The sequence below is a fragment of the Nocardia sp. NPDC051787 genome, from assembly GCF_040681325.1.
GTDB lineage: Bacteria > Actinomycetota > Actinomycetes > Mycobacteriales > Mycobacteriaceae > Nocardia.
On sequence record NZ_JBFAYO010000002.1, the window covers coordinates 189,860 to 214,205 of the forward strand.

At 65.9% G+C, this 24,346-nt stretch carries 18 protein-coding genes and 1 pseudogene; 5 read left to right on the top strand and 14 right to left on the bottom strand.

Going from position 1 to position 24,346, the window contains the following annotated elements; all coding sequences use genetic code 11:
- Window positions 1-49: 49 nt before the first annotated feature.
- Entirely contained in the window at window positions 50-1,282 is a 1,233-nt protein-coding gene (locus AB0M45_RS02825; protein WP_364322196.1) for a helix-turn-helix domain-containing protein, read from the bottom strand.
- 762 nt (window positions 1,283-2,044) lie between these two features.
- Between AB0M45_RS02825 and AB0M45_RS02830 the strand changes: the two are divergent.
- Window positions 2,045-4,124: pseudogene (locus AB0M45_RS02830) on the top strand (AMP-binding protein).
- A gap of 211 nt (window positions 4,125-4,335) precedes the next feature.
- On the opposite strand, the gene AB0M45_RS02835 reads toward AB0M45_RS02830, so the two are convergent.
- From AB0M45_RS02835 to AB0M45_RS02880, 10 genes are read right to left on the bottom strand one after another with little or no spacing between them, the layout of a single operon-like run.
- Window positions 4,336-5,016: a hypothetical protein gene (locus tag AB0M45_RS02835; RefSeq protein ID WP_364322198.1), complete on the bottom strand. Its 681-nt coding sequence runs from the start codon at window positions 5,014-5,016 to the stop codon at window positions 4,336-4,338.
- A 10-nt stretch (window positions 5,017-5,026) separates the two neighbouring features.
- A complete protein-coding gene (locus AB0M45_RS02840; protein WP_364322200.1) occupies window positions 5,027-5,659 on the bottom strand; it encodes a hypothetical protein in 633 nt (210 codons plus the stop codon).
- Window positions 5,660-5,684: 25 nt separating this feature from the next.
- A complete protein-coding gene (locus AB0M45_RS02845) occupies window positions 5,685-6,926 on the bottom strand; it encodes an MlaD family protein (protein ID WP_364322202.1) in 1,242 nt (413 codons plus the stop codon).
- Window positions 6,923-8,173 (bottom strand): MCE family protein, encoded by a 1,251-nt coding sequence (locus tag AB0M45_RS02850; RefSeq protein WP_364322204.1) that lies wholly within the window; start codon window positions 8,171-8,173, stop codon window positions 6,923-6,925. Before AB0M45_RS02850 ends, AB0M45_RS02845 begins: the two co-directional genes overlap by 4 nt.
- A complete protein-coding gene (locus tag AB0M45_RS02855) occupies window positions 8,170-9,399 on the bottom strand; it encodes an MCE family protein (RefSeq protein WP_364322206.1) in 1,230 nt (409 codons plus the stop codon). Before AB0M45_RS02855 ends, AB0M45_RS02850 begins: the two co-directional genes overlap by 4 nt.
- Before the next feature lies 1 nt (window position 9,400).
- Window positions 9,401-10,414 (bottom strand): MCE family protein, encoded by a 1,014-nt coding sequence (locus AB0M45_RS02860; RefSeq protein WP_364322208.1) that lies wholly within the window; start codon window positions 10,412-10,414, stop codon window positions 9,401-9,403.
- Window positions 10,414-11,487, bottom strand: a complete 1,074-nt coding sequence (locus AB0M45_RS02865; protein WP_364322210.1) for an MCE family protein — start codon at window positions 11,485-11,487, stop codon at window positions 10,414-10,416. Before AB0M45_RS02865 ends, AB0M45_RS02860 begins: the two co-directional genes overlap by 1 nt.
- Window positions 11,484-12,806 carry an MCE family protein gene (locus tag AB0M45_RS02870; protein WP_364322212.1) on the bottom strand — a complete coding sequence of 441 codons (1,323 nt, stop codon included), beginning with the start codon at window positions 12,804-12,806 and terminating at the stop codon, window positions 11,484-11,486. The genes AB0M45_RS02865 and AB0M45_RS02870 overlap by 4 nt, the downstream gene beginning before the upstream one ends.
- 25 nt (window positions 12,807-12,831) lie before the next feature.
- Window positions 12,832-13,698: an ABC transporter permease gene (locus AB0M45_RS02875; protein ID WP_364322214.1), complete on the bottom strand. Its 867-nt coding sequence runs from the start codon at window positions 13,696-13,698 to the stop codon at window positions 12,832-12,834.
- Between the two features lie 3 nt (window positions 13,699-13,701).
- Window positions 13,702-14,475 (bottom strand): ABC transporter permease, encoded by a 774-nt coding sequence (locus tag AB0M45_RS02880; protein WP_364322571.1) that lies wholly within the window; start codon window positions 14,473-14,475, stop codon window positions 13,702-13,704.
- Window positions 14,476-14,642: 167 nt separating this feature from the next.
- Between AB0M45_RS02880 and AB0M45_RS02885 the strand changes: the two genes are divergently transcribed.
- Window positions 14,643-15,683, top strand: a complete 1,041-nt coding sequence (locus tag AB0M45_RS02885) for an AraC family transcriptional regulator (RefSeq protein WP_364322216.1) — start codon at window positions 14,643-14,645, stop codon at window positions 15,681-15,683.
- Between the two features lie 85 nt (window positions 15,684-15,768).
- The gene (locus AB0M45_RS02890) at window positions 15,769-16,392 is read left to right on the top strand and encodes a MarR family transcriptional regulator (protein ID WP_364322218.1); all 624 of its coding nucleotides are present in this window, start codon (window positions 15,769-15,771) and stop codon (window positions 16,390-16,392) included.
- A 52-nt stretch (window positions 16,393-16,444) separates the two neighbouring features.
- On the opposite strand, the gene AB0M45_RS02895 is transcribed toward AB0M45_RS02890, so the two are convergent.
- From AB0M45_RS02895 to AB0M45_RS02905, 3 genes are read right to left on the bottom strand one after another with little or no spacing between them, the layout of a single operon-like run.
- The gene (locus AB0M45_RS02895; RefSeq protein ID WP_364322220.1) at window positions 16,445-19,066 is read right to left on the bottom strand and encodes an aminotransferase class III-fold pyridoxal phosphate-dependent enzyme; all 2,622 of its coding nucleotides are present in this window, start codon (window positions 19,064-19,066) and stop codon (window positions 16,445-16,447) included.
- Window positions 19,067-19,091: 25 nt separating this feature from the next.
- Window positions 19,092-20,132 carry a 3-oxoacyl-[acyl-carrier-protein] synthase III C-terminal domain-containing protein gene (locus AB0M45_RS02900; RefSeq protein ID WP_364322222.1) on the bottom strand — a complete coding sequence of 347 codons (1,041 nt, stop codon included), beginning with the start codon at window positions 20,130-20,132 and terminating at the stop codon, window positions 19,092-19,094.
- A 1-nt stretch (window position 20,133) separates the two neighbouring features.
- Entirely contained in the window at window positions 20,134-22,185 is a 2,052-nt protein-coding gene (locus tag AB0M45_RS02905; protein ID WP_364322224.1) for an AMP-binding protein, read from the bottom strand.
- 340 nt (window positions 22,186-22,525) lie between these two features.
- On the opposite strand from AB0M45_RS02905, the gene AB0M45_RS02910 reads away from it, so the two are divergent.
- Both AB0M45_RS02910 and AB0M45_RS02915 read left to right on the top strand, forming a co-directional pair.
- The gene (locus AB0M45_RS02910) at window positions 22,526-23,155 is read left to right on the top strand and encodes a hypothetical protein (protein ID WP_364322226.1); all 630 of its coding nucleotides are present in this window, start codon (window positions 22,526-22,528) and stop codon (window positions 23,153-23,155) included.
- A gap of 15 nt (window positions 23,156-23,170) precedes the next feature.
- The gene (locus tag AB0M45_RS02915; protein WP_364322228.1) at window positions 23,171-24,316 is read left to right on the top strand and encodes a hypothetical protein; all 1,146 of its coding nucleotides are present in this window, start codon (window positions 23,171-23,173) and stop codon (window positions 24,314-24,316) included.
- The last annotated feature ends 30 nt before the right edge of the window (window positions 24,317-24,346 follow it).

The following is a 24,346-nucleotide window of genomic DNA, read 5'->3' on the forward strand; positions in this document are numbered from 1 at the left end:
TCGTCCACGCTGCGAGTACCAGCCGCCCCCTGCCACCATGAGGGAGTCGTCACGTGGAATCGGTGCGCTCCCGGAACGAACGGGCGATGAATGCCGAACGCAGCTGCCACAGCCCCAAGGTGGCGGTTGGGTCCAGGCCGGTGAGCTGGCTGATGCGCCGGAGCCGGTGGTCGACAGTATTGGTGTGGATGTGCAGTACCCGGGCCGTGCGCTGGCGGTTCAGGTTGTTGCTGATATGGCTGTGCAGAGTTTTCAGCAGTTCCGGATGGGCGTCGAGGGGATCGAGCAGTGAGCCGAGCGTTTCCCGGGCCGGGCCCGGCCGGGTCAGCTGGTATTCCAACGCCATATCGGCGAATCGGTACACGCCGGGGACACACTGCAAACGCTGCACCATATCGAGCAATTCGTGCGCGCGGTCGGCGGCGCCGGGCACTTCGGCCACCGCGGCGGTGACAACGGCCGCGGTCACGGGCACGTGCGCGGCGGCCGACAGCTGGGCGATGAGGTCATCGAGCTGCTCATCGGCGCACGTCTGGGTCGGGATGAGGATCGTCCCACCGTCCACGCTGAGCAGGGCGAGCGCGCTCTCACCGCACCGGGAGGCGAGTTCGGCCTGCAGGCGGCGCAGTTTGCGGCGCGCAACGACCTTGCCGTCGAGCATCGGACCCCGCTCGTCCGGGTGATTCGGAATATCTAGTGCCAGCACGGAATATGCTTGCGCGAGGGCGATTCCGCATTCGCGCGCCATGGTCGAGGTCGGATAGCCGCCCAGCAGTGCGGAGGTGAGTGTGTGCACTGCGGTGTGGTGTTCGCTCACCACCGCCTTGTGCTCGCGGACATAGGCGCGGGCAACCGTCCCGCTCATGGTGTCGAGCAGCTCAACCACCCGTTTAGCGCCGTCCATCAGATTGGCGTAATCCTGCGCCGTCGCGTTGGAGACGATGAGATCTATGCCGACCTTGAAGCCTTCGTGGATGGCATGCAGGATCGTGTCGATCGGCACGCCTTCGCGCGCCCACCCGGCGGCGGCCGCGGCCAGCCGGTCGGTCTTCGCCGGAATATCGCGGCCGTCGAGCATGCTGACCGACAGCTCCAGACAGATCCGGGTGACCGCGGTGACGTCACCGGAGATGATGTCACCGGGCAGGGTGCCGCAGGTGATCACATTGTCGACGAAGTGCCCGACCAGCTGCCGCGATACCCTCCGCACATCCTTCAAAGGTGTGGACATCGGTTTGCCCGAGACAGTGAGCCCCGGCCGAAGCGTCCCATTGGTTGTCATCGTCGACTCCCTTCCGCCCAGTTGCTGCGGTTCCTGCGGTGATGGAACCTTAAAATGGTCGAGGGCTCATATTCCACTCCTCTTTGACCTGCGGCGCGTTCGCCGCCGATCATGTCGGTGACCAGTGAGTATTCCGAGATGGCTACGTTCCGGCGCAATTCGACAGCCAAAGTTCTAACGTGGTTGCTCACTTTTGTACGGAACTCACGACCCGGAAGCGCCGATCACAATTCCGAATGGATCGTGATCGGGTCCCAACGCAGGCCCCTCTCCGCTGTGATATCGCTCAGACCCGACCGCCTGGGCCCACCCGGCATTGAAGCGCCCATAGAGTGGCCGCACCCGCCGCTACCAACGGCGGGCGGTGAACAGCGTTGTTCTCCCCTCACGCACCCGCCGGGATACCTGCCCGAATCCCCGATCCCGGCGGGCGCATTCCACCGCCGGTGAGTGTTCGCCGCAGGCCCGGCACCTGTGATAATCCGCGCTCATCGGCGGTGGATCCCTCGTCACGCCAGTGGATCGGCCGAGCCGAGCCAGCGGTTTGCCGTACCCCGGGCCGGAGTATGTGCAACGGATTCCGGCGGCACGAACTCAATGATCTGCTCAGGACGGGAGGGAGCATCGTGACGACATCCCAGTGCGAGGCCACCTGCCGCTGTGCGTTCCACCGACCTGCAGCGAACACCGCCGGGATGGGCCTTCGCTGGCGGTAACCTCCGCTTCGCGCCGTCAGATCACGGGCGGATTAGGAGTTGCGAAATGGTTGCCGAAATCGTCGAAGTGGTTCATGAGCTGCCGCTGGCGCGGCAAGTGGTGTGGAACATCCTCATCCAACCGGAGAACTACGCGCGGCTGTTCGGCGGTGTCGGCGGAATGGAACAGCTGGAACAGGACGAAAGCTACTGGCGCGCAGCATTTCGTGCCGGGTCGCCCGCGATCGGAATCGAAACCGTCGAAGTCCGGCTGACCGTCCACCAGTGGTACGAACGCCTCGAGCTGTCCGCGCCAAATGTCGGCGCCCTCGCGGCAATTCGACTCGAGCGCGAGTTCAGCGGCTACCACCAGGTCGAGCGGACAAGAGTCCGGGTGACCTACTTCGCGGCCGCTCGGGTGCATCCGGGCCTGACGCGGGTATCCAAGGCCGCGGTGCTCGCCTGGACCCGGACCGGGCTGCGTCAAGTGCTGGAATTCGCCCAGCAGGCCCCGAAATCCGTGCTGATCAACGGCGAGAACCTGCCGATTCGCCGACGCGCGGGTGTGGCCGGCCAGATGATCCGCACCGGTGTCCTGGCCCCGAGCCGGCCGGACCGCGGCGTGCGGCAGCTGGCCGAACTGGCCAAGTGGCGCTTCACCTTGCCCGGCGGCTACGCGGCGGGAGCCGCGCTCGAAACCCGACCGGCCCGCCATCATCGACGACCGCGGCAGCCGCACCTTCGCCGAATTACACCGGCGCACCAATGCTCTGGCGACCGCCATGGCCGATCTCGGCATCGACTCCCATCAGTCGATCGGCGTGCTGGCACGCAACCACGCCGGCATGGTCGAAACCATGGTTGCCGCTGGGAAAATCGGCGCTGATCTGGTGCTGCTCAATGCCGGGCTCTCCGGCGGCCAGCTCGAGGAGATCGCCCAGCGCGAACGCCTGGCAGCCCTGTTCGTCGACGCCGAACTGGAACCGCTGGTGCAGTACCTGCATGACGGTATCCCGCGCTACCTCACCGCAATTCGGGACTCGCAGCCTGACCGGTCGACCATCGACAACCTGATTGCACTGGGGCGCAGTAAGGCCCCCAGACCGGTCCATCCCGGCCGGCTGCTGGTGTTGACCTCCGGAACCAGCGGCGCACCGAAATGCGCGCGGCGGCCGCACGCCAAAGGTTTTGGCACGATCGCGGCGCTGCTCTCACGTATCCCGCTGCGGATGCACGAGACGATGCTCATCCCGGCACCGCTGTTCCACACCTGGGGCCTGGCCGCCCTCCAACTCAGTACCGCATTGCGCGCCACCGTCGTGCTGCCGGAACAGTTCGACGCCGAGGACTGCCTGCGGCTGGTCGCCGAGCATCGGGTCACATCCCTGATCGTCGTGCCGACCATGGTGCATCGCATCCTCTGCCTGCCGCCCGCGGTCCGAGCCCGCTACGACACCAGCAGCCTGCGAATCGTAGCCAGTTGCGGCGCACCACTTCCGACGGCGACCGTCCTGCGGTTCCTGGACTCCTTCGGCGATGTCCTTTACAACGTCTACGGCTCCACCGAGGTGTCGTGGGCGACGATCGCCGATCCCGAGGATCTGCGTATCTCCCCCACCACCGCGGGTCGCCCACCGCTGGGCACCAAAGTCGCGGTGCTCGGCCCGGACGGACGCCCGGTTCCGAAGGGTGCGGTAGGCCGGATTTTCGTGGGCAATCACATGCTCTTCGACGGCTACGTCAACGCCATCCCACCAGCCGAGGCCGACGGTATGCTCGATACCGGCGACCTCGGCTACGTGGACGTGGCGGGCCGGTTGTTCATCGCGGGCCGCGATGACGAGATGATCATTTCCGGGGGCGAGAACGTCTTTCCGCGGCCGGTCGAGGAGGCGCTGTCGTTTCTGCCGTATGTCACCGACGTCGCGGTGGTCGGCGTACCGGATTCCGAGTTCGGTCAACGTCTGGCCGCGTTCGTCGTCAAAAGCCACGACTCCGGACTGGATTCGGCGATGGTGCGCAACTATATCCGGAGCCGACTCGGCCGGATCGCAGTTCCACGCGATGTGGCGTTCCTGACGGAGTTGCCCCGCGGGGCCAGCGGCAAGATCGTCAAACGGCTGCTGGCCATCGATCAGACAGTGTGAAATTCAATGCCAGAGACTGCGGCAGGGCAGCTGCCGCAGTCCTGGTCGCAGAGAATGCAGCGGCCGCAACTCAGACGCTGAATTCTCACCCGTCGGCGGGTACGGGATATGCCCGGCGCTTTGGATGATTCACACCGCGAGCAGCGGCACGATGTGCGGAGCCACTGCGTCGGGCGAACCTCCAGCCACCTTCGCAACTCCACACCGCGCCTTACCGGTCGAGTATCTCGCCCGCCAGCCAGGCGCCGTTCACCTTCCGCATGCGCAGCACAACAGTCCCAGAGACACTCTGCTGGGCAACCCCGTCCTTGGTGGCGGCGACGGTGAGATTGACCAGCAGTTCGGCGTGGTCGGCGGTGAGCATGGCTACCCCGACGGGGTCGGCGGCGGCCTGCACACTCGTCTGCGCCTGCCTGATGGCGTCCACGGTGGTGGCCGAGAATCTGTTCAGATCGGTCAGCATCTGGCCGGTGACCACTCCGCGCACCGCGGCGTCGTAGCCATCGATGGTCGTCGCGTCATAGCCGTAGATGGTGCGCAAGGCGTGCACGCCCGCGGCCTTCACTTCCTCGGTGGACGCCGAGTCGATCAGCGCCGTGTTGGCGTCGTTCACGCCGGGATGCGCGGCCGCGAACACCGCGAATCCACCGAGCACCAACGCGCCCGCAGCAGCGGCCGCCACCTGACGCCACGAGCCGGTCCGGCCAGGAGCGAGGCGGGGAAAGGTGAACCGGCCGCGAGACTTCGGAGTGGATTCCTTCGCCGCGTCTTCGGCGGGTGCCGAGCTGACCTCCACGTCCTCGCCCGAGTCGGCGGGCTCCGGCGTCATGACTTCCGCGTCCACGGGCTGGCGTTTGGTGGTGACCCGGTTGACCGGTCGACGGTTTGCCATCAGGACCCTCCTACGATCCAGGCCGCGGGGCGGGAGCGGCCGGTGTCGGTACCTGCGGCACGGCGGCGGTGGCGGCAGGGTTGTCCAGCAGCACCGGCTGGGTCAGCGATGCCACCCGTTCGGTCTTCCAGACATCCCCCTCTTTGGTCATGTCCAGGCTCCAGGAGTAGCGGTAGTTCGATGCCGACTTGTCCTGCTTGACCTCGGTCACCTTCAGCACCACCAGTGCCGCGGCCTTGTCCAGTTCACTGTTCAGCGAGATGAGCGCGGCGTTCAGAACCTGCGACTGCATACCGACGGCGGCCTGCTGTGCCATCTCCTCGGACTTCTGTCGGTTCTGGTTCGCCGAATCCAGGATCGCGCCGGTCATCGAGGATCGGGCCACGGCCAGGGAACCGGGAATATCCTCGACCTTGACCGTGGTCATGTTGATGGCGGCCTGGGACGCCGCGGTAAGTGCGGCGTCACGGGCTTCGGCGCGCGGGCCGTCGGTGAGGTAGGCCGCGCGCACCCAGCCCCCACCGAACCAGAGTGCCCCGATCATCGCCACGACCAGCGCACCGACCGCGACCGCGGTGACCGCGGTCGGCGGGTGGGCGACAGGGGCCGCCGCTTCCGGAGATTCGCTCGACTCACTCACCATATATACCTCACATCATTGTTGTCGGTCACCGCTTGGGCGTGACCCCGAGCAGGGTCGCCACTTGGATGGCGATCGGGCTCACATCGAGCTTGTCCGGGTCGGACTTCGGAGTGCCGTCCCACGGCTGCGGGATGCTCGGGTCGGCGAATTCGGCGCGCGCACCACCGCGCACCGCGGTCGGGTTACCGAAGGGCACCGTGCACTGCGCTTCGGTGTTGAACGGGAAGTCGTCGCGAGTGTCGTCGAAGTCTGGATTCGCGGCCTTCATATCCGCCAGGATTTTCCGGGTACCCTCGTATCCGACCGAGCAGGCCGGCGGGTAGTTCAGCTCGAAGACGTAGCCGAAGTGGGTCGTGCCGTCACCAGGTGCAGCGGCCGAACCACCGAAGGAGATCGGCGGCATCATCATCAGGATTGGTTGCAGTGCATAGAATTTCGGCGACACCGTCTTCAGCATGGTGCGCAACGAGGCGAAATTCTGGGTGATCGCGGCCCCGCTCTCGACCAGCAGTCCGTCGATCTGCTCGCCCGCATCCGTGCCGGTACCGATCATGCGACGCACATCCGGATCGCTCGCGCGCAATTGCGCGGTGAGCTGGTCGAGGCCATCACTGAATTCGCGGATGGCACCGGACTGTTCGGCCTGGGTGCCCAAGGCGATCCGGCCGTCGCGGATCAACTTGATGGTCTGCGGGAGGGACGTGTGGAAGTCGGCGGTGATGTTGTTCAGCGACTGGACGAGAACCTGCAGGTCATCGCCCTTGCCGTGGAACGCTCTTCCGAGTTCGGTGATGCTGGTGTGTAGCGCGGCCAGGTCCACCGAGTTGGTGAAGTGGTCCACTTCGGCGAGCAGCTGCTCGACCGCGACCGGTGTCACCGCACCGCGAATCACCGAATCATTCCGCAGGAAAGGCCCGTTCGGACTGTCCGGCTGCAGGTCGAGGTACTGCTCCCCGATGGCTGAGCGGTTGGCGACCACCGCGGTCGCCGATGCCGGGATCTTCGGCGCGTCCGAGCTGATATCCAGCCGCATCGTCACATCCGCCTCGGTGAGTTCGAGCTCACCGACCCGGCCCACTGGGACGCCGCGGTAGGTCACCTCCGCGCCCTGGTAAAGGCCGCCGGTCTCCGCCGACTCGACCCGCACGTGATAGACCCCGAGCCCGAACATTTCGTCGAGCCGGACATAGGTGGCACCGACATAGCTGACACCGATCACGGCGATCAGCACGAAGGCGATCAGTTGATACCGAACCAGACGGGTCATCGCGGACCACCTTCCCCAGCAGGAGCGGGCGTCAACCCGAGTTGTTCCAGCATCGGTGTCAGCACACCCGGCAGCGTCGGAAGGTGCGGTATCGGCAGTGTCGGCAGCAATGTGATGGTCGGCCAGCCCGGACGCGGGCCGTTGCCGTTGTAGTACGGGTTGTCCGGGTTCACCGGAACCGAGGGCCCGAACGGCGGGGGGGTATAGACCGGATCAGGTTTACCCACACCAAAATTGTTCATCAGAACGCCGATCTCCATATCGACCGAGAGCCAGGTGTTGACCGAACCGCCGAAGGTGCTCTCCAGCACCGCGTCCGGGAATGGATAGGTGGGCATCAGCGGCAGCGCGGTCACCAGATCGTCGGAGCCCTTGCCCAATTCCTGCAGGACGGGCCGCAGCGCGGTCAGGTCCTTGATCAGATCGGCTTTGGCGGTGTTCAGCACGTCGAAGCCGGCCTGCCCGACCCGGTCGAGCTGGGTCAACAGCGCTATCAGCTGGGGCCGCTGCTCCTCGAGAATCCTGATGCCCTCGGGCAGTTCGTCGAGGATCGCGCCGATCTGCTCGGTCTGGGTACTCACCCGCCCGCTCAGGGTGGCGAGGCCGTCGATCGCCGCCGTGATGTCGTTCACCTGAGTGTTCAGGCCCTCGATGAGAGTAGTGGCCTGCTCCAGCAGGGAGCGGGCCTTGTCCTGGCGCCCGCCGAGGGTTTTGTTCAGCTCGCTGACGATGGGCTGCAACTGCGCCACGCCGCCGCCGTTGACCAGCAGCGACATCGCGCCGAGCACTTGCTCGACCTCGGTCGCGTGGCGGGTATTGGCGACCGGGATCACCGAACCATCGGTGAGCCGGGCCGGATCCTCGCCATGATCGGGCCGGGAAAGTTCAATGTACTTCTCCCCCAGCAGGTTCGACTGCCGCACCTCGGCTCGCGCGTTGACCGGCAGCTCGACCGAGGAGTTCACCACGGTACGCACACTGGCGGTCCACATATCCCTCGCGAGGGTGATCTCCTCGACCCGGCCCACCGGGACGCCATCGACCTTCACTGCGGACTGCGGTACCAGGTCGAGCACATCATCGAACTCGATGTCGATCGTCATCGGACGCGCACCGATATCGGCCCCGCCGGGCAGTGCGACGCTGTAGATGCCGTCGGAGGCGCACGAACTCACCAGCGCGGCGGTCGCCGCGATCACCAACGCGGCACCGAAATCGCGTGCGGTGCAGCGAAGTCCGCTCATCATCGATCTCCCTGTTCCGAGGGTGGCAGTTGGTTGGAAGGTGTGCCGGGCACGGTCCCCGGCACCGGGTCGCGCTGCATGTTCTCGGCGCTGAGAATGCCGAACGGCAGGATCATCGGAGATTTCACTGCGGCCGCCAGCGAGGCGGCGATGGTCGAGCAATGGTCCAGCAGCGGCCGCAGTTGCCGGCTGACCTCGTCGAAGGTCGGATTGCCCGGCATCAGCTTGCCCAAGTCCATGAACTTGCAGATGGTCCCGAACGGGTCCTGAAGCTGGTCGAAGAAGTTCGACCGCATGTCCAGGGTGCCGGCTTCACCGTTGTGCATGCCGATCACATTGCTCATCGCCACCGGGAGCACCGGCAGCACCGCCGCGATGTCGTCGCGGTGGTCGGCGAGGGTTCTGGTCAGTGTGGTCAGCGCATCCGCGTTGTCCGCGACGAGGTCACGGTTGTCGGCGATGAAGTCGGCGACATCACCGAGGGCGACCGAGAGCAGATTCAGTGCGTTACCGAGATTCTCGCGCTCGCCGGCCAGGAATCCCGCCAGATCAGCGAGCTGCGTGTTGAATTCGCGCACCTGCTGATCGTTGGTGGTCAACATGGACACGAAAGTCTGCAGGTTGCGAACCGTCTCGACGATATCGCCGCGCGAATCCGACAGGGTGCGCGCCGCGCGGGAGAGCTGGGTGATGGAGTCGGCCATCGCCTCGCCATTTCCCGCCAGATTCGCCGCGCCGGTGCGGACCAACTGATTCACCGCGCCTTCCTTATTGGCACCGTTGGGACCGAGAGCATCGGAGAGTTCGGTGATGCTCTGGTAGAGCTGGTCGACTTCCACCGGAGTGACGGTGCGTTCGCGCGGAATGACCGCATCGCTTTCCATTTTCGGGCCGTCACGGTAGACCGGGCTGAGCTGGATGTAGCGATCCGAGACCACCGAAGGGGTCACCAGTGCGGCCCTGGCGTCGGCGGGCACGTCGAAGCGGTGCTCCACTCGCAGCACTACTTTCACCTGGTCGCCACTCGGCTCCACCGACTCCACCGAACCCACCGGCACACCGAGGATCCGCACATCCGAACCCTCGTAGATGCCGACAGTGCGTTCGAAGTAGGCGGCGATCCGGGTGCTGGTGACCCGGTCGTATCCCCACCACAGGGCGAAGGTCGCGACCAACGCCACGACCACTGCGATCGCGATGCTGGGCAGGGAGCGAATCCTGAATGCCACGTCAGTTACCTCCGATGGTGCGGATCGGTGGCCGGACGCCGGGAATCTCCGGCAGGGCAGGAGGGGCCAGATTCACAATGACGGCCTCGAACCAGCGGCCGTTGCCCATCACGTTGGCGAAGAGCCGGTAGAAGGGGCCGGCCAGCTCGAGAGTCTTGGCAATGTTGGCCTGGTTGTCGTTCAAGGTTCCGATCACGGTGCGCAGATTGGTCAGGGCGGTCCCCATCTGGTCCTTGTTGTCTTTCACCAGCGCACTCAATTCCGCGGCCAATGACTCTGCGCCGGTGAGCAATTGGTGAATGGCCTGCTGGCGAATGTTCAGCTCGGCGAGTAACGCCCCGCCGGAACCGAGCAGCCGCTCGAACTCGGCATTGCGTTCGGCCAGCACGGCCGTGGTGGCGCTGGTGGCGTCGAACATCTTCCGCAGCTGGTCGTCCCGGGTGGCGATTGTTGCCGAGAGCCGGGCCATGCCGTCGATGGAGCTGCGGATCTCGGCCGGTGTGGTCGCGAACGCCTCGGAGAGCACCTGCATGCTGGTGGCCAGCTGCGCGGTGTCGATCCCGTCGATATTGTCGGCAGCGTCGGTAAACGCGTCGACCACGTCGTAGGGAGACAGGGTGCGCGACAGTGGAATCGGCGAGTCCGGATCGGCAGGCGCGGACCCCTTCGGGTCCAGGGCCAGATACTTCTGGCCGAGCACCGTCTTGATCTGGATCGAGGCCGTGGTCTCGTTGCCGATCCAGGCGCCGGAGGTGCGGAACTCGACGAGTACCTTGTCACCGTCGAGGCGGACATCGGACACCTGACCGACCTTCACCCCGGCGATGCGGACCTCATTGCCCGTCTTCAGACCGGCGGCTTCGGTGAACTCCGCGGTGTAGCTGGTGCTCGCTCCGAGCAACGGGACCCGGTCCAGGAAGAAGACGCCGATCGTGGCCAGCAGCACCAGGGCAATGCCGAGGCGGCCCAGCGCGGCGGGACTGCGTTTGCCGCGGTGCAATGTCCGGTATTCCATCAGCGGGCCTTTCCGTGGCAGCGCGTGGCCGTGTTGGTGTACAAGGGCTGGTTGATCGTCGGCATGGTGGGCAGGTTGAGCTGCGGCGCGTCCTTGGCGCCCGTGCCGAGCTGAATGTCGAGGCCGCACAGATAGAACTGGAACCAGCCGCCGTAACTGCCGACGCGGCCGAGCTTTTCCAGCTTCACCGGCAGGGTCGCCAGTGCGGTGTTCACCTCGTCGGAACGCTCGTTGAGGGTGGCGGTCAGCTCACTCAAACCCGCGATCGAGCCCTGCAGGGTCGGGCGCACCGGAACCAGCAGATCCGCGGTGGCCGCGGCCAGATTGCCCATCGAGGTCACCGACCGTGCGACCATGTCGCGCTCGGCGGACAGGCCGCTCACCAGCGCCTCGGTGTTCACGATCAACTGGTCGAACTGGTCGTCGTGGTCGTTGACGGTGGTGAGCACGGCGGTGAGGTCACGCACCAGGTTCCCGATCACCACATCCTTGTCGGCGATCCTGTTGGTCAGCGCCGCCGTCGAGGCGACCAGGTCGTGGATGGTGCCCTGCTCGCCCTGAAAGACCTGAATGATCTCGTAGGACAGTTTGTTCACGTCTTCCGCGGTGAGCGTGCGGAACAGCGGCCGGAACCCGTTGAACAACGTGGTCAGGTTGAGCGCGGGGCGGGTACGGTCCAACCCGAGCGTGGCACCCGCATTCAGCTTGCGACCCTGCTCGCCCGCGCCCTGCTCGAGCGCGATGTAGCGCTGCCCGACCAGGTTTCGGTACCGGATGGTGGCCGCAACGGATGCCGGCAGCCAATTCCGGTCGTGCAGTTCGAATTCCACCTCGGCCTCGCGCCGGTCCACGATCCCGACCGCGGTGACCGTGCCGACCCGCACTCCGGCGATACGCACCTCGTCGCCGGGCGCGAGGGAGGTCACGTCGGTGAACCGAGCTTTGAACACGGTGCCGCCGCCGGAGTAGTTGGCGATCGACAGTGCCAGCATCGTGGTCACGAACACCGTCACCACCACGAATGCGGCCATTTTGACGAGGGGGCCGGCCAGGCCACGCCGACGTCCGCTCATCGGACACTCACCTCACTGCCGCGAAAAGCGGGCGCGGCGGCCCTGGTCAGCCAGCCGGGCACGGAGTCTGGCGAAACACCGTGTGCCGCCCCGTAGATCGCGCCGAGTGAATCCTGTTCACCGGGTGATCCGGCCAGTGTCGGCGGCTGCGCGGCGGGGAACACCCGAAGCTGCGGCTCCGGCAGATGCCCGCTGGTCTGGTCGCCGGGGTTGCGGCTGGGCGGCTGGTAGCCGCCGTCGTTCGGGGGCCCGCTCGGGTACTGGCCCGGGTCGATTCCGAGCGGCATCTCGGGCAGGCACCATGGGCCACGGGGGTCGAGCCAGCGCGGCTCGTCCTGGTTGGGCAAATACCGGCCGCGGTTGTTGACCAGTTCGATCGTCACCCTGGTACCCGGCATCTTCGTCCCCTTGCCGAAGATTTCATCGATGCGCGGCTTGATCTGGGCGAAATTCGCCAGCGTGCAGGCATAGGTCGGAGAGTGTTTGGCCAGCAACTCCATCGCAGGGCGCGAGTCGGCCGCGACGTCGATGATGTTGTCGCGATTGGCGATCAGGAAGTCGGCGAGCCTCGACGAGCTCGGCGTCACTGTCGCGTACAGGTTTTCGATATCGGTGCGCCGGTCGATGACGGTCGCGTTGGTGGTGCGGAAGTTGTTCAGCGCCTCGACCAAATGCGGCGCGGCATCGGAGTAGGTTGCCGCCACCGTGGCGAAGCGTTGCAACCCCTGCTGCAGTTCCGGCATCACCGCGTTGACGTCGCCGAAGATGGTGTCCAGCTGGTCCACAGTCGAACCGAGCGCGTCACCTTGCCCGGACAGCGCCTGCGAGAGCGCGCCGAGTACAGCGGCGAGATCTTGCGGTGGAATGGCGTCCAGCAAAGGCATCAGGTCGTCGAGCAGCTTGCCGACCTCGATTGCATTGCCGCTACGGTCCTGATGCAGGGTCATGCCCGAGGCCAGCCGCGCCGGGCTGGGATCGGCCGGGACGACCAGTGCCACATACCGTTCCCCGAACAGGGTCTTCGGCAGCAGCCGGGCGGTCGCGTTCGCCGGGATCAGGCCGGCTTTGCCCGGCTCGATCGCCAGGTCCAGCGTTACCTGGCCGCGGTCGCTGCGACTGGACCGCACCTCGCCCACGGTGACTCCGCGCACCTTCACATCCGCGTGGCGGGCCAAGGCGTTTCCTGCGCTGTCGGTCACGAGCGTGACCTGCACGGTTCGGACAAATTCCTTGTTGTAGATCGCGATGGTGGTCCACAGGAACAGACCGGCCATCGTGAAGAACGCCATACCCGCCATCCGGACACGCGTCTTCCGCATCGTATTCAATGCTCCAGCTCCCTGCTCATCCGGCGATCCGGACGGTGGTTGTCGTGCCCCACAGGGCCAGGCCGAGAAACAGATCCAGCACATTGACCAGCACGATGGCCGCGCGTACCGCCCGGCCGACCGCGACGCCGACCCCGGCCGGCCCGCCCGTGGCGTGGAAGCCGTAGTAGCAATGCACCAGGATGATGACGAACGCGAAGACCAGCACCTTGAGGAAGGAATAGAGGACGTCCTGCGGTGGGAGGAACAGCCCGAAATAGTGGTCGTAGGATCCGCTGGACTGCCCGTTGAACCAGATGCTGATCAGCCGAGAGGCGACGAAGGTGCCGAGCAGCCCGACGACGTAGAGCGGGATCACCGCGACGAAACCGGCAATCACCCTGGTGGACACCAGAAACGGCACACCGGGTACCGCCATCACCTCGAGCGCGTCGATCTCCTCGGAGATTCGCATGGCGCCCAGTTGTGCCGTGAAACCGCAGCCCACCGTCGCCGAAAGCGCCAGCGCCGCAACCAGCGGCGCGATCTCGCGAGTATTGATGTAGCCGGTCAGGAAGCCGGTCAAGGTCGAGCTGCCGAGCGCGTCGAGAGCCTTGAAGCCCTGCAGGCCGACAACCACGCCGACCGAGCCGGACATGAAGACGATGACGCCGATCGTGCCGCCGATCACCGCGAGCGCGCCGCTCCCGAAGGTCACTTCGGCCAGCAGCCGCATGACCTCCTTGCGATAGTGCACGACCGTGCGCGGTATCCAGGCGACGGTGCGTGAGTAGAACACCATCTGCTCGCCCGCACGATCGATGACATCCAATGGCGCACGGACGATTCCGCCGAGTCGGCGGGTCGTCTTGGCAATACGCGGAGGGTGGTACTTCGTCGCCATCGATCACGCCCCCTTGGCGGGGATGATCTGCAGATACACCAGCGTCACGATCAAATTCACGAAGAAGAGAATCATGAAGGTGATGACGACCGACTGATTCACCGCCTCGCCGACACCCTTCGGGCCGCGGCCGGGATGCAGACCTTTGTAGGCGGCGATCACGCCGGCGATGAATCCGAACAGCAGCGCCTTGATTTCCCCGACCCACAAGTCGGGCAGCTGGGCCAGCGCCGAGAACGAGGCCAGGTACGCACCGGGTGTGCCGCCTTGCAGGAGCACATTGTAGAAGTAGCCGCCCCCGATGCCGACCACCGAGACCAGGCCGTTGAGCAGCGCCGCCACCAGCATCATCGCGAGGACTCGCGGGACGACCAGCCGCTGCACGGGATCGATGCCGAGCACCTCCATGGCGTCGATCTCCTCGCGGATGGTCCGGGAGCCGAGATCGGCGGCGACGGCGGAACCCGCGGCGCCGGCGATGATCAACGCCGTCACCACCGGCGCGGCCTGCTGTACGGTGGCCAGCACGCTGGTCGCGCCGGTAAACGATTCGGCGCCGAGTTGTTTGATCAGCGATCCCGTTTGCAATGCCACGACGGCGCCGAACGGGATGGCAACCAATGCACTGGGCAGGATCGAAACACTCGCGACGAACCACGACTGTTCGATGAACTCCCTGAATTGAAAAGGCCGCTTGAACGTCTTGCGCAGCACATCATTCGACAGCGCAAAGATATTGCCGACCTGGCTGAAGGCGGGATCTAAGGATGTCCGCATATGCGCCGGGTTCAGATTCACCTGGCGAAGGCTATCAGTGAATTGCGGTGCGGCACCGTGCAGTTGCATTTGCTGTGCAATATCGACATATGGATCGGACACCGATGTGAGAAATCACCCCGCCTTCGCGACCGATACTTCGCCCTGCGCGACATACGCTATCCGGCGTGTCCGATATATCCGTTGCCAGATCCGCTTCGCTGCGAGCATTCCGCCCGACCATCAACGAACTGGGAGGTGATCCCGAGCGATACGCCACCCGGGCGGGGCTGCCGATTCGGGCATTGGACGAAGACGACTTGCCGATACCGGAACTGGCGGTAGCCGAAGCGTTGCGGCTGGCGGCGACCGAGCTGGGTTGCCCGGACATCGGACTACGCCTCGCCCAACGCACCGGTACCGGAATGCTCGGCGCCCTGGCGATGGCGCTGCACAACTCTTCGACACTCTCGGGCGCGCTGCATGCTGCGTCGCGATACCTCTCCGTGCACAGCCGGTCGCTGCGCATCACCGTCGTCCCGGACCCCTATCAGGCCACCGGTGTTGTCGCGCTCCGGTACGGTCCGCCGACCTACGATCAGGGGACCTGGCAGGCCAACGACTTCGGCCTGGGCTGCATGCACCGCATCATCGCGACGCTGGCGGGCCGCAGTTACGGACTGCGCAGCGTCGAGCTGCCCTATCCAGCGCCGGCGCCACTGTCGGTGTACGAGAACTTCTTCGAGGCGCCGGTGCGGGACCGCCGGCCCGCGGCCCTGTTGCGCATCCCACACGCCGTGCTGACCTGGCCGGTCGCCGGGACCGGCGACCGGCAGGTGCGCGAACTCGCGCTGGCCATGCTGGCCCGCCAGCTCCCGGAGGAACGCACCGAGCTGGCGCCACAGGTCGCCGCCGTGGTCTCGCGACTGCTCGGTAGCACGGCCCCCGACCTCGAGCGGGTGGCAGACGCACTGCACCTGCACCGGCGCACCGTGCAGCGCAGGCTCGAACGGGAGGGCACCAGCCTGACCGCCATCGTCGACGACGTGCGCAAGCGGGTCGCGCACCGCTATCTGACCGGGACCACTCTGTCGCTGAACCAGATCGCCGGATTGCTCAGCCTCTCGAGTCAATCCGCCTTCACCCGGTGCAGTCACCGCTGGTGGGGCCGGACCCCCAGTGCCGTCCGTGCGGCCGCCCTCGGCGTACCCGGTGTCGCATCGGGGTAAGAGTTTGTCGCACTCGGTACAGAATTCGACGGCGGCTGTCATCGAGACTGGTTTGCGGTCCACATGCCCGCCGTGAAGGGACGCAATGACGTATCGACACCCTCGTATCCACCGCTACCGCAGGTCCTACCCACCGATCACCGAAACCACCTGGCCGCAGGCCGTATCGGACCGGCGACCGGCGATCGCCGAACGGGACGACCCGGACGGGGAGCGGCAGCACATCGACGTGACAGCGCTGGCGGCCTGGCTGCGGATCGTCTCCGGTCTGATCCTGCGACACACCCGCAACGACAGCGCACTCGCGGGTTTGACGCTAACCCAGATATCGGTTCTCGGCCGCCTCGAGCGCGGCGGCCCGATGTCCTCGGCGGACCTGGCGCAGATCGAGCGACTCAGACCCCAGACCATCCGCAATGTCGTCGATGGTCTGCGGGACCGCGGCCTGGTCGTCAGCAAGCGGGACAGCATGGACGCCCGCCGAATCCGGCTCACGCTCACTGAAGAAGGGCGCGGCTGGGTGCGCGGGATACGGACCACAGCCACGGATGGCTTCCTCACCCGCGCCCTGGCCGAGCAGCTCGCCCCAACCGAAATGGCGACCCTCGCCGAGGCATTGGAACTGCTGGAACGGGTCGCCTTCGCACCGACCGACCCGCACAGCACTCACCGCGGTACCTCCTCGGGGTTGGAAGGAGTACCGCGGTGAGTGGTTTGCGATGGGTCCGACGGCACCGCAGATTGCCGTCCGCCCATCACTCCTAGGTGACGAACAGCTGGTCGGCCAGCATTTCGTCGAGGCTCTTCTCGAAGGCGTGCGCGATCTGGTCGAGGTCCTCGACACCGTGCGCGGCGCTGATCAAGAAGCTGTGCATTTCGGGCAGGTAGACGTAGTGCTTGCGCATGTAGTACGCCAGCGCGATCGTAGCTTTGAAGTTGCTGCCCGCCATCCGTTCCCGATACAGCCCTGCGGCGCGGTGGCTGAAATTCAGCGAGAAGATCGAGTGCTGGGCATTGATCCGGCAGGCGATCTCCCGAGACTGCGTCGCCTCTCGCATCAGCTGCGCGAGGTGCTGGGTATTGGCTTCGAGCCGGGGATAGATCTCGGGGTGGCTGTCGAGGTGGTCCAACACCGCGAGACCCGCTGTGCAGGTGAGCGAATTGCCGCTCAGCGTGCCACCTGCGAACACTTTGTTCTCGTAGTCGTAGAACGGATCCTGCGAACTCTTGGCCATATCGATCAGATAGCCCTTGCCGATCACCGCCCCGCACGGCAGCCCGCCGCCGATCACTTTGCCGAGGCAGGTGAGATCGGGGGGCACGTCGGCGAGCACCTGCGCGCCGCCGTAAGCGACCCGGAAACCGGAAACCACCTCGTCGAAGATCAACGGGATATCGAGTTCGGTACACAGGCCGCGCAGTTCGCGCAGGAAGTCCACGTTCAGTGTGACCACCGAGGTCGGCATGGGTTCCAGGACAACGCAAGCCAGCTCGTCAGCGTGTTCGCGCAGCCGGGCCAGACCGGCGATATCGCCGTACTGCATCACGATGGTGCCCGCGACCGCGGCCGGATCGGTGCCGAGCGAGCCGGCCATCGGTTCGGGACGGTCCTTGGTGCCGGAGAACCGGAACCACGAACTCACCATCGCCTGGTCGGAAAAGCCGTGGTAGTGCCCCTCGAACTTCGCCACCCGGGTCCGCCGCCGATATCCGCGCGCCATCCGGATGGCGAACAGCACCGATTCGGTACCTGAATTGCACAGCACTGCCTTCTCTGCGGCTGGAAAGGCGGCGACCAGCTTCTCGGCCAGCTCCAACTCCGGTGTGTTGCCGATCCCGTTCACCAGCCCCTTGGCCAAACCGCCCGCGATCGCGGCGTTGATCGCCGGATGCGCATACCCGAGCAAGTGCGGCCCGTAGCCGCCGGACAGGTCGATGAAAGTGTTTCCATCGCAATCGGTCACGCTGCCGCCGACGGCTTCCTCGACGAACACCGGAAAGTTACTGGGGAAGAAGTAGCGGTCGATGTGCGTCGGCGCAACGAGCGTCGTTCGAGCGCGATCGCGCATGGCCAGCGACGCGGGCATCTGCTCCTGGAATTCGGCTTCGAACCGCTGTTCCACCTCGGCGCTCATGTACGGCGCGTAGCGATCGGTGAATTTGCGTGCATTCGACCAGATATCGATGTCAGGGTCGATCTGGGTCGCGAAACCTTCACCCGACAGGAAGACCAACTCCACCTTGGTGAACGTGGTCGTGTACCGCGCATCATAGCGGCGCAGCACCGCGTTGACGTCGTTGAAGTAGGCAACAGTCGACCACCTGTTGTAGGCGATGTCGAAATGCTGGCGCAATACCTGCACCATTTCCGCGTCGTAGGCTTCGCGACGCTCGGCCAGGGTCGGCGCGGCGAGCACAAAGTGCCGAGTGAACCGCTCGACGGCAACACCCCATTCTTTGCGGCTGCACGCGTAGTAGAAGGAGGACAGACCCCACTTCTCGTCCTCGCTGAGCTCGGCGGTGACGCCGTAGTCCACCAGTATCACTTCACCGTCGGTGGTGAACATGACGTTGCCCGGATGCGGATCCCCGTGGCAGATGCCGTGCATGTACAGCATCGTGTAGATCGCGTCCTGCAGCCGCTGCGCGAGGCGCTCGGGGGGGACCCCCACCGTGGCGGCGTCCTTGCCCGGAATGCCCGCCATGTACTCCATCACCAGCATCCGCTCGGTGACGTATTCGTCCAGCACCGCGGGTACTTTCACGAATGGGTGCGCCGCGAAGTCGGCGTGGATGCGCCGCTGTTGGGTAGCTTCGTGGGTCATGTCGGCCTGTGGCCGCAGCAGCCTGGCGACTTCGTCGAACCGTGTGGGCAGGTCCAGGTACCGCACCGGCCACGCCACGGCGTGGGCCACCCGCACCGCGGTGCGCAGTGACCGCAGGCTGTTCTCGATCTGGGCGGGCACCGAATCCTTGACCAGCTTCACCGCGACCTTGCGGCCGTCGATCAGTTCGGCGATGTGTACCTGGGCGACCGAGGCACTGGCGATCGGCACCAGGTCGAACGACCGAAACCTCGATGCCAATGGGGCGCCGATCTCACGCTCAATGGCCCGCCGGGTCCGGTCCTCGCTCATGTGCGGGGTGTTGTCCTGCAACACACGTAGGTTGTTCACCCAGGATTCGGGCAGCAGATCCGATCTGGTCGCCGCGATCTGGCCGATCTTGATGTAGATCGGCCCCATCCGCAGCAGAAAGTCGACGATCGCGTGGGCACGCCGCTCCTCCCGGTTGTCCTGCTTACGCGGGCGCATCGAACCGATCGAGTACTCGGCAGCGCCGAGCGCCACGCAGCCAACGGCCTTGGCGAGATGTGTGAGCATGTGACTACCCCGTTTCCGATGCTCGTCAGTAGACGAAAGAGAAAGCGCCGAAAGACATTCCGGCACTGCCGACCCAACCGACCGCGCGCTCACCTCGCCGCAGTGCACCGGCCGCGATCGCCGAGGCCATCGCGGCGGGCACCGACGCCGACACGATGTTGCCGGTCGTGGGGAAGATGTGATGGATCACCTCGCCGAGCCCGACGCTGTCGGCCATCAGCTGCCACTGGCGCTTACTGGAGGCATGGGTGAACAGTGCGGAGACCTTCTCGGGATTCACCGCGAGACGCTGGAAGACATCCAGCGTGTCGGCCACGCCGACTTCGTGCATCTGCGCCCCGAACGAGCTGAAGTACCCGACACCGTTGGCGGCCAGCTCGTCCGACGGTTCGCAGAAGCCCTCATAGCCCGGCAACGTCACATTGCACAGCGGTGCCAGATCCGGACGGGAGACGAACCGGAAATCCCACGGGTCATCCTCCGCGCTCAGTACGGTCGCCGTCGCGGCCTCCCCGAGGGTGTAGGCCGGGAAGATCGAGGCGAGCGCTTCCCGGTTGGGCAAGGTGAACAGGTGGGGGAACACCATCCCGCCCATCCGGAGACTGAACTCCGCATTGACGATCACCGCGGTGCGGTAGCGACCCGTCCGCATCATCGATTCCACCACCTGCACGGCACGCGTCCAGCTCATGCAGGCGTCGATGATGTCGAAGCAGTCCGGTTCGCCGAACCCGAGAGCGGTGGCGCAATGGTAGGCACCACCGGGTTCGATGAATCCGCGCCCGATACCGGTGTAGATCAGCAGATCGACCTCGGACGGGCGCACCTGCGCCTGGTCCAGCGCGGTTTTCGTGGCGTTCCGGAGCAAGTCGATCGGCCGCTCGCCGGCGTCGAGCCAGCGACGCTCGTCCGAACCGGTGTAACGCAGCATGGAATCGATCGCGCGCAACGTGTCGTCGAGGTTGCCATCGAAACCGCCCGAGCTGTGTTCGGCGATCATCCGGAGGATATCCGCGTTGGTCACCGTGCGCGATGGCAGACCGGCCGCTACAGAACGAAGTCGCATCTCACATCCTCGCGGTCGCGGGGCTCAAGGCGTCGGCAATGGCTTCCACCATGTCCTCGACGGTTCTCGAATCCCAGATCAGTTCCGCGGGGAACCGCTTACCCGCCCAGGTCTCGAGGCTTTCGTGCAGATCGATCTGGTCGATCGAGCCGAGGCCGTGGTCGATGAGCGATCGGCTCAGATCCAGGGCGGATCCATCGGCGCCTGGGCGGTTCGCCATCCAGGTCCGCACCTGCTCGATCAAACCGAGCCGCATCAGCTCGCTCATGCTCCGCACGCCGGATGAATCAGGGGCACTGTGCTCAGTGGTGGTTTCCGTCATTGTGGTGGTCACGCCTTCCCAGCGGTGTATCTCGGACAGTCGGCCGGCTTGAAAGTCGTTGCGGCACTGCTGGCGGCGCAGTTTTCCGCTGGTAGTGCGCGGTATCGTGCCGTGGGCGATCAGGACGACCGCCGCCGGATGGACGCCGTGCCGCCGGGCGACGAGCTCAACCATCGCTACGGCCAGCGGCGCCGGCTCGGTCCCGCTTTCCGGCCGGTACTCAGCCACGAGGACCAGGCCCTCCTGCCCGCCTCTCTCGATGCCGAAAGCCAGGACACTGCCCGCCCGCAGTGCATCGTGCCCGTCGGCCAACGTGCCCTCGATGTCTTCGAGGTAGTAGTTGACACCGTTGACGATCAGCATGTTTTTCACGCGACCGCAGATGAACATCCCGCCCGCGTACACGAACCCGAGATCACCGGTCCGCAGCCAGCCGCGGTCGTCGCCCTCGATCCGGGCGCCGAAGGTCCGTGCAGTGTCCTCCGGCCGCTGCCAGTAGCCGGGCGACACGGCAGGCCCGGCAACCCAGATCTCGCCGACCCGGCCGTCGGGCAGGGGAAACGCGGTTGCCGAGTCGACTATGGCGAGCTCGGTGGACAAGGCGGTGACGCCGAGGCCGACACAGTCGACGCCATCCGCGGCGGCGGTCGGTTCGGCCTTGCCGAGACCGAGTGCCTGTCGATCGAATCGCACCGCCAGGCGCCTGCCGCGCACATCGGCGCACGTCACTTTGAGAGTGGCCTCGGCGAGGCCGTACCCGGGCGTAAGCGCGGTTGCGCTGAGCCCACACGGCGCGAACGTGGCCTCGAAGCGGTCGAGCGAGGCCTTGCGCACAGTCTCGGCGCCATTGCTCAACGCCCGCCAGCTGCTGAGGTCCAGTGCGGCGCGCTGCTGCGGTGTGGTTTTGTCCACGCACAGGTCGAGTGCGAAATTCGGTGCGCCACTATGGGTTCCGCGGTAGGCGGTGATGGCGTCGAGCCAGCGGACCGGGTTCTTGACGAAGGTGGACGGTGCCATGAGTACAGCGCTGCACCCGGCGTAAACAGGCAGCAGGATGCCGGTGACCTGTCCGAAGTCATGGAAGTGTGGCAGCCACGACACGATGGTGTCGTCCTGCACGACCTGCCAGCAGTGGGCCATGTCCGCGCTCTGGTGCAGCGCCATGGCGTGGTCGATGATCACGCCCTTGGGCGTGGCCGTGGAGCCGGAGGTGTACTGCAGGTAGGCGACGGTGGAGCCGTCGACTGTCGTCGTCGCCGGTTCCGGGTCATCGATACCCCGCAACGCATCGGTGGCGACCCGCGGCAGGGCGGCGAACGAGTGCTGCGTGCCGTACGCGAATCGGTGCAGGACGATGTCGTGTGTGGTCAGCACGGCGGCGGCGCAATCCCGTGCGACCGCGTCGATCTGCTCGGCCCGGTTGCGCGTCGGCTCGTACAGCGGCACCGCGATCACGCCGGCGTAGAGGCATCCGAAGAACGCGGTGACATAGTCCAGTCCGGCCGGGTACAGCAGTAGCGCACGGTCGCCGCGGTCGAGCCGAGTGGCCAATCGGTCCGCTATCGCCCGGGCACGCCGATCCAGCTCGCGGTAGGTGAGAACGTCGGATTCCCGACCGTTCCCATCGAGGAAGATATATGCCGTGCGATCACCGAATTGCCGAGCTCGCGTGGCGACGAGATCGACCCAGTTGCGCGCGGCGACGACAGTATCCATGGACGAGGTCTTCATGCCAGCCCCTACGTAACGACCCGATATGTATTCGGCGAATCGAACACTCGCGGAATCGGGGTCGTACTTGATAATCGATTCGGACGAACTCGGGCCAAGCTACCCACGGAAACGACAGCAGGTCAATACTTTCCGCAATCCTGACGAGGATCGAGCCTACCTGCGGTGATCCGGCACAATACGTCAGCAATTGGTCAGCGGAATCGTCAACGGCAGCACCGAGAATGACACCATCCACCAACTGGAGATTTCGGAAATGCCGCTACGCGAGAATTGCATACTGGATCCCGCGCGGCCGCTGCACATTTCACACGCGGCCCGGGGGCCGACTATTGCCGTCGTGTCGATAAATTCGGCGTCCACGGCACTGCATATGTCCGCCGCGGAGGCGGCCCACGCGGCGGCCTTGCCGACTCCCAAGCGTCGCGCCGAGTGGCTGGCCGGACGGCTGGCCGCCAAGCATGCCGTCCAGGCGTACCGGCAGCGGCATTTCGACATCCGCGACGCCACCAATGACATCGTGGTGCGGACCATCGGCGCCGGGCCCCGCGCGGGTATGCCGGTGGTGGACGCCGCTGTCGGGATCAGCATCTCGCACTCCGGTGATCTCGCCGTCGCGGCGTGCATGTCCGGTCCGGTCGGGATCGACCTGGAACGAAACCGGGTGTTCTCGCCGCTGCTGGTGGCCGGGCTCGGGTCCGCGACCCCCGCGGAGACCGGCGGCGGACACTCGCGGCTCGACACGATGGGGACGCCGCTGCGGTGGGCGTGCCGGGAGGCGGTACTCAAGTATTTCGGGTTCGGCCTGCGCGTGGATCCCCGCGAGGTGCGGCTCACCCGGTGGCGCCCGGACGGCGAATACCACTGGGCGGCAGGCCCGCACTTGCGAACCGCGGCCGCCGCCGACCGATGGCCGCAGCGTGCCTGGGCGGTCGAGCGCACCGGCTACTCCCTGGCCCTGATCTGGTAGAGCACGGAGATGACCATGACAATCCGGAGTTCGCGTCGGCAGGCGGAACTTTCGTTCAGCGCGGCGCTGGCGACAGCGGCGGACATCGCGGCACGATCACCGTCCTCGCACAACAGCCAGCCGTGGGGTTTGGCACAGGTCGTCAGCGACCTGGCCCGCCGTCGCGCCGCGGCATTGTGCGCCGACTCCGACGCCGGTGACGAGTTCCTGCTGCTCGCAGCCGATCGTGCCCGCGAGCTCGAGGCACTGCCCGCCCATCACGCGGAAATGCAGCTCAGCTGCGGGCTGTTCTGGCGACTCGCGCAGCGGGCGTTGGCCGCCCAGGGCTGGATGGTGCGCGCTGTCGTGACCTCGGCAGCCGCTGACCTCGGCGTGTTCGGCCTCCCCGCCGACTGGCGTCCGCTGCGACTGGTCCGGCTCCAGCGCGCTGGCGAGACGGCCGAATCGCTCACGCAGTTACGGCATCTCGCCGTGGCGCGGCAGACCGATCGGGGGCCGTACCTGGACAAGCCAGTCCCGGCGGGCGTTCTGGACATGCTGGCCCGCTGCGACGCGGAGGGTAGGCAACGAATTCATCTACGGTATCTGAAGTCTGAAGTCGACCGAAACCGGTTTGCGCGCTTCGTCGCTCGCCACGCCGGCCGGGATTTCGCACACTCCGCGGCGTGGCGGGAGACACACTCCTTCATCCGCCGCACCGAAACCGAAGCACAGGATCGCGGCGATGGCTTCACCTACACGCACCTGTTCGGCCCGCTCTCGCGCCCACAAATGCTGCTGCGGCGCATCGTGCTGGCACCCGCCACCATGCGGGCGCTGAGTGCGACCGGGTTTCCGCGGATTCTCGCCGGACAGCTCGCCGCTGTCGTCCGACGTTCGCCGGCGGTGGTCGCGCTGAGCCTGCCGGATTCGGCCGCCGGCGACGACGAGCTGCTCACCGCCGGGGAGATACTCACCGATGTATGGCTGCGGGCCACCGACGCGGGCCTGGTGCTGCACCCGATCAGCATCGTCATCCAGCACGAGGACCTGCGCGCCCGGTTCCAAACCGAGTTCGCGCTGACCGGGCGGGTGTTCTTCGTTGCACGCCTGGGCTATTCAGCACGATATTTCCCCCCGTCACCCCGCCGGGATCCGGCCGCATCGTTGCGTGTGCTCTGACGAGCATGCGCATCCCGACTAGCGAGAGAC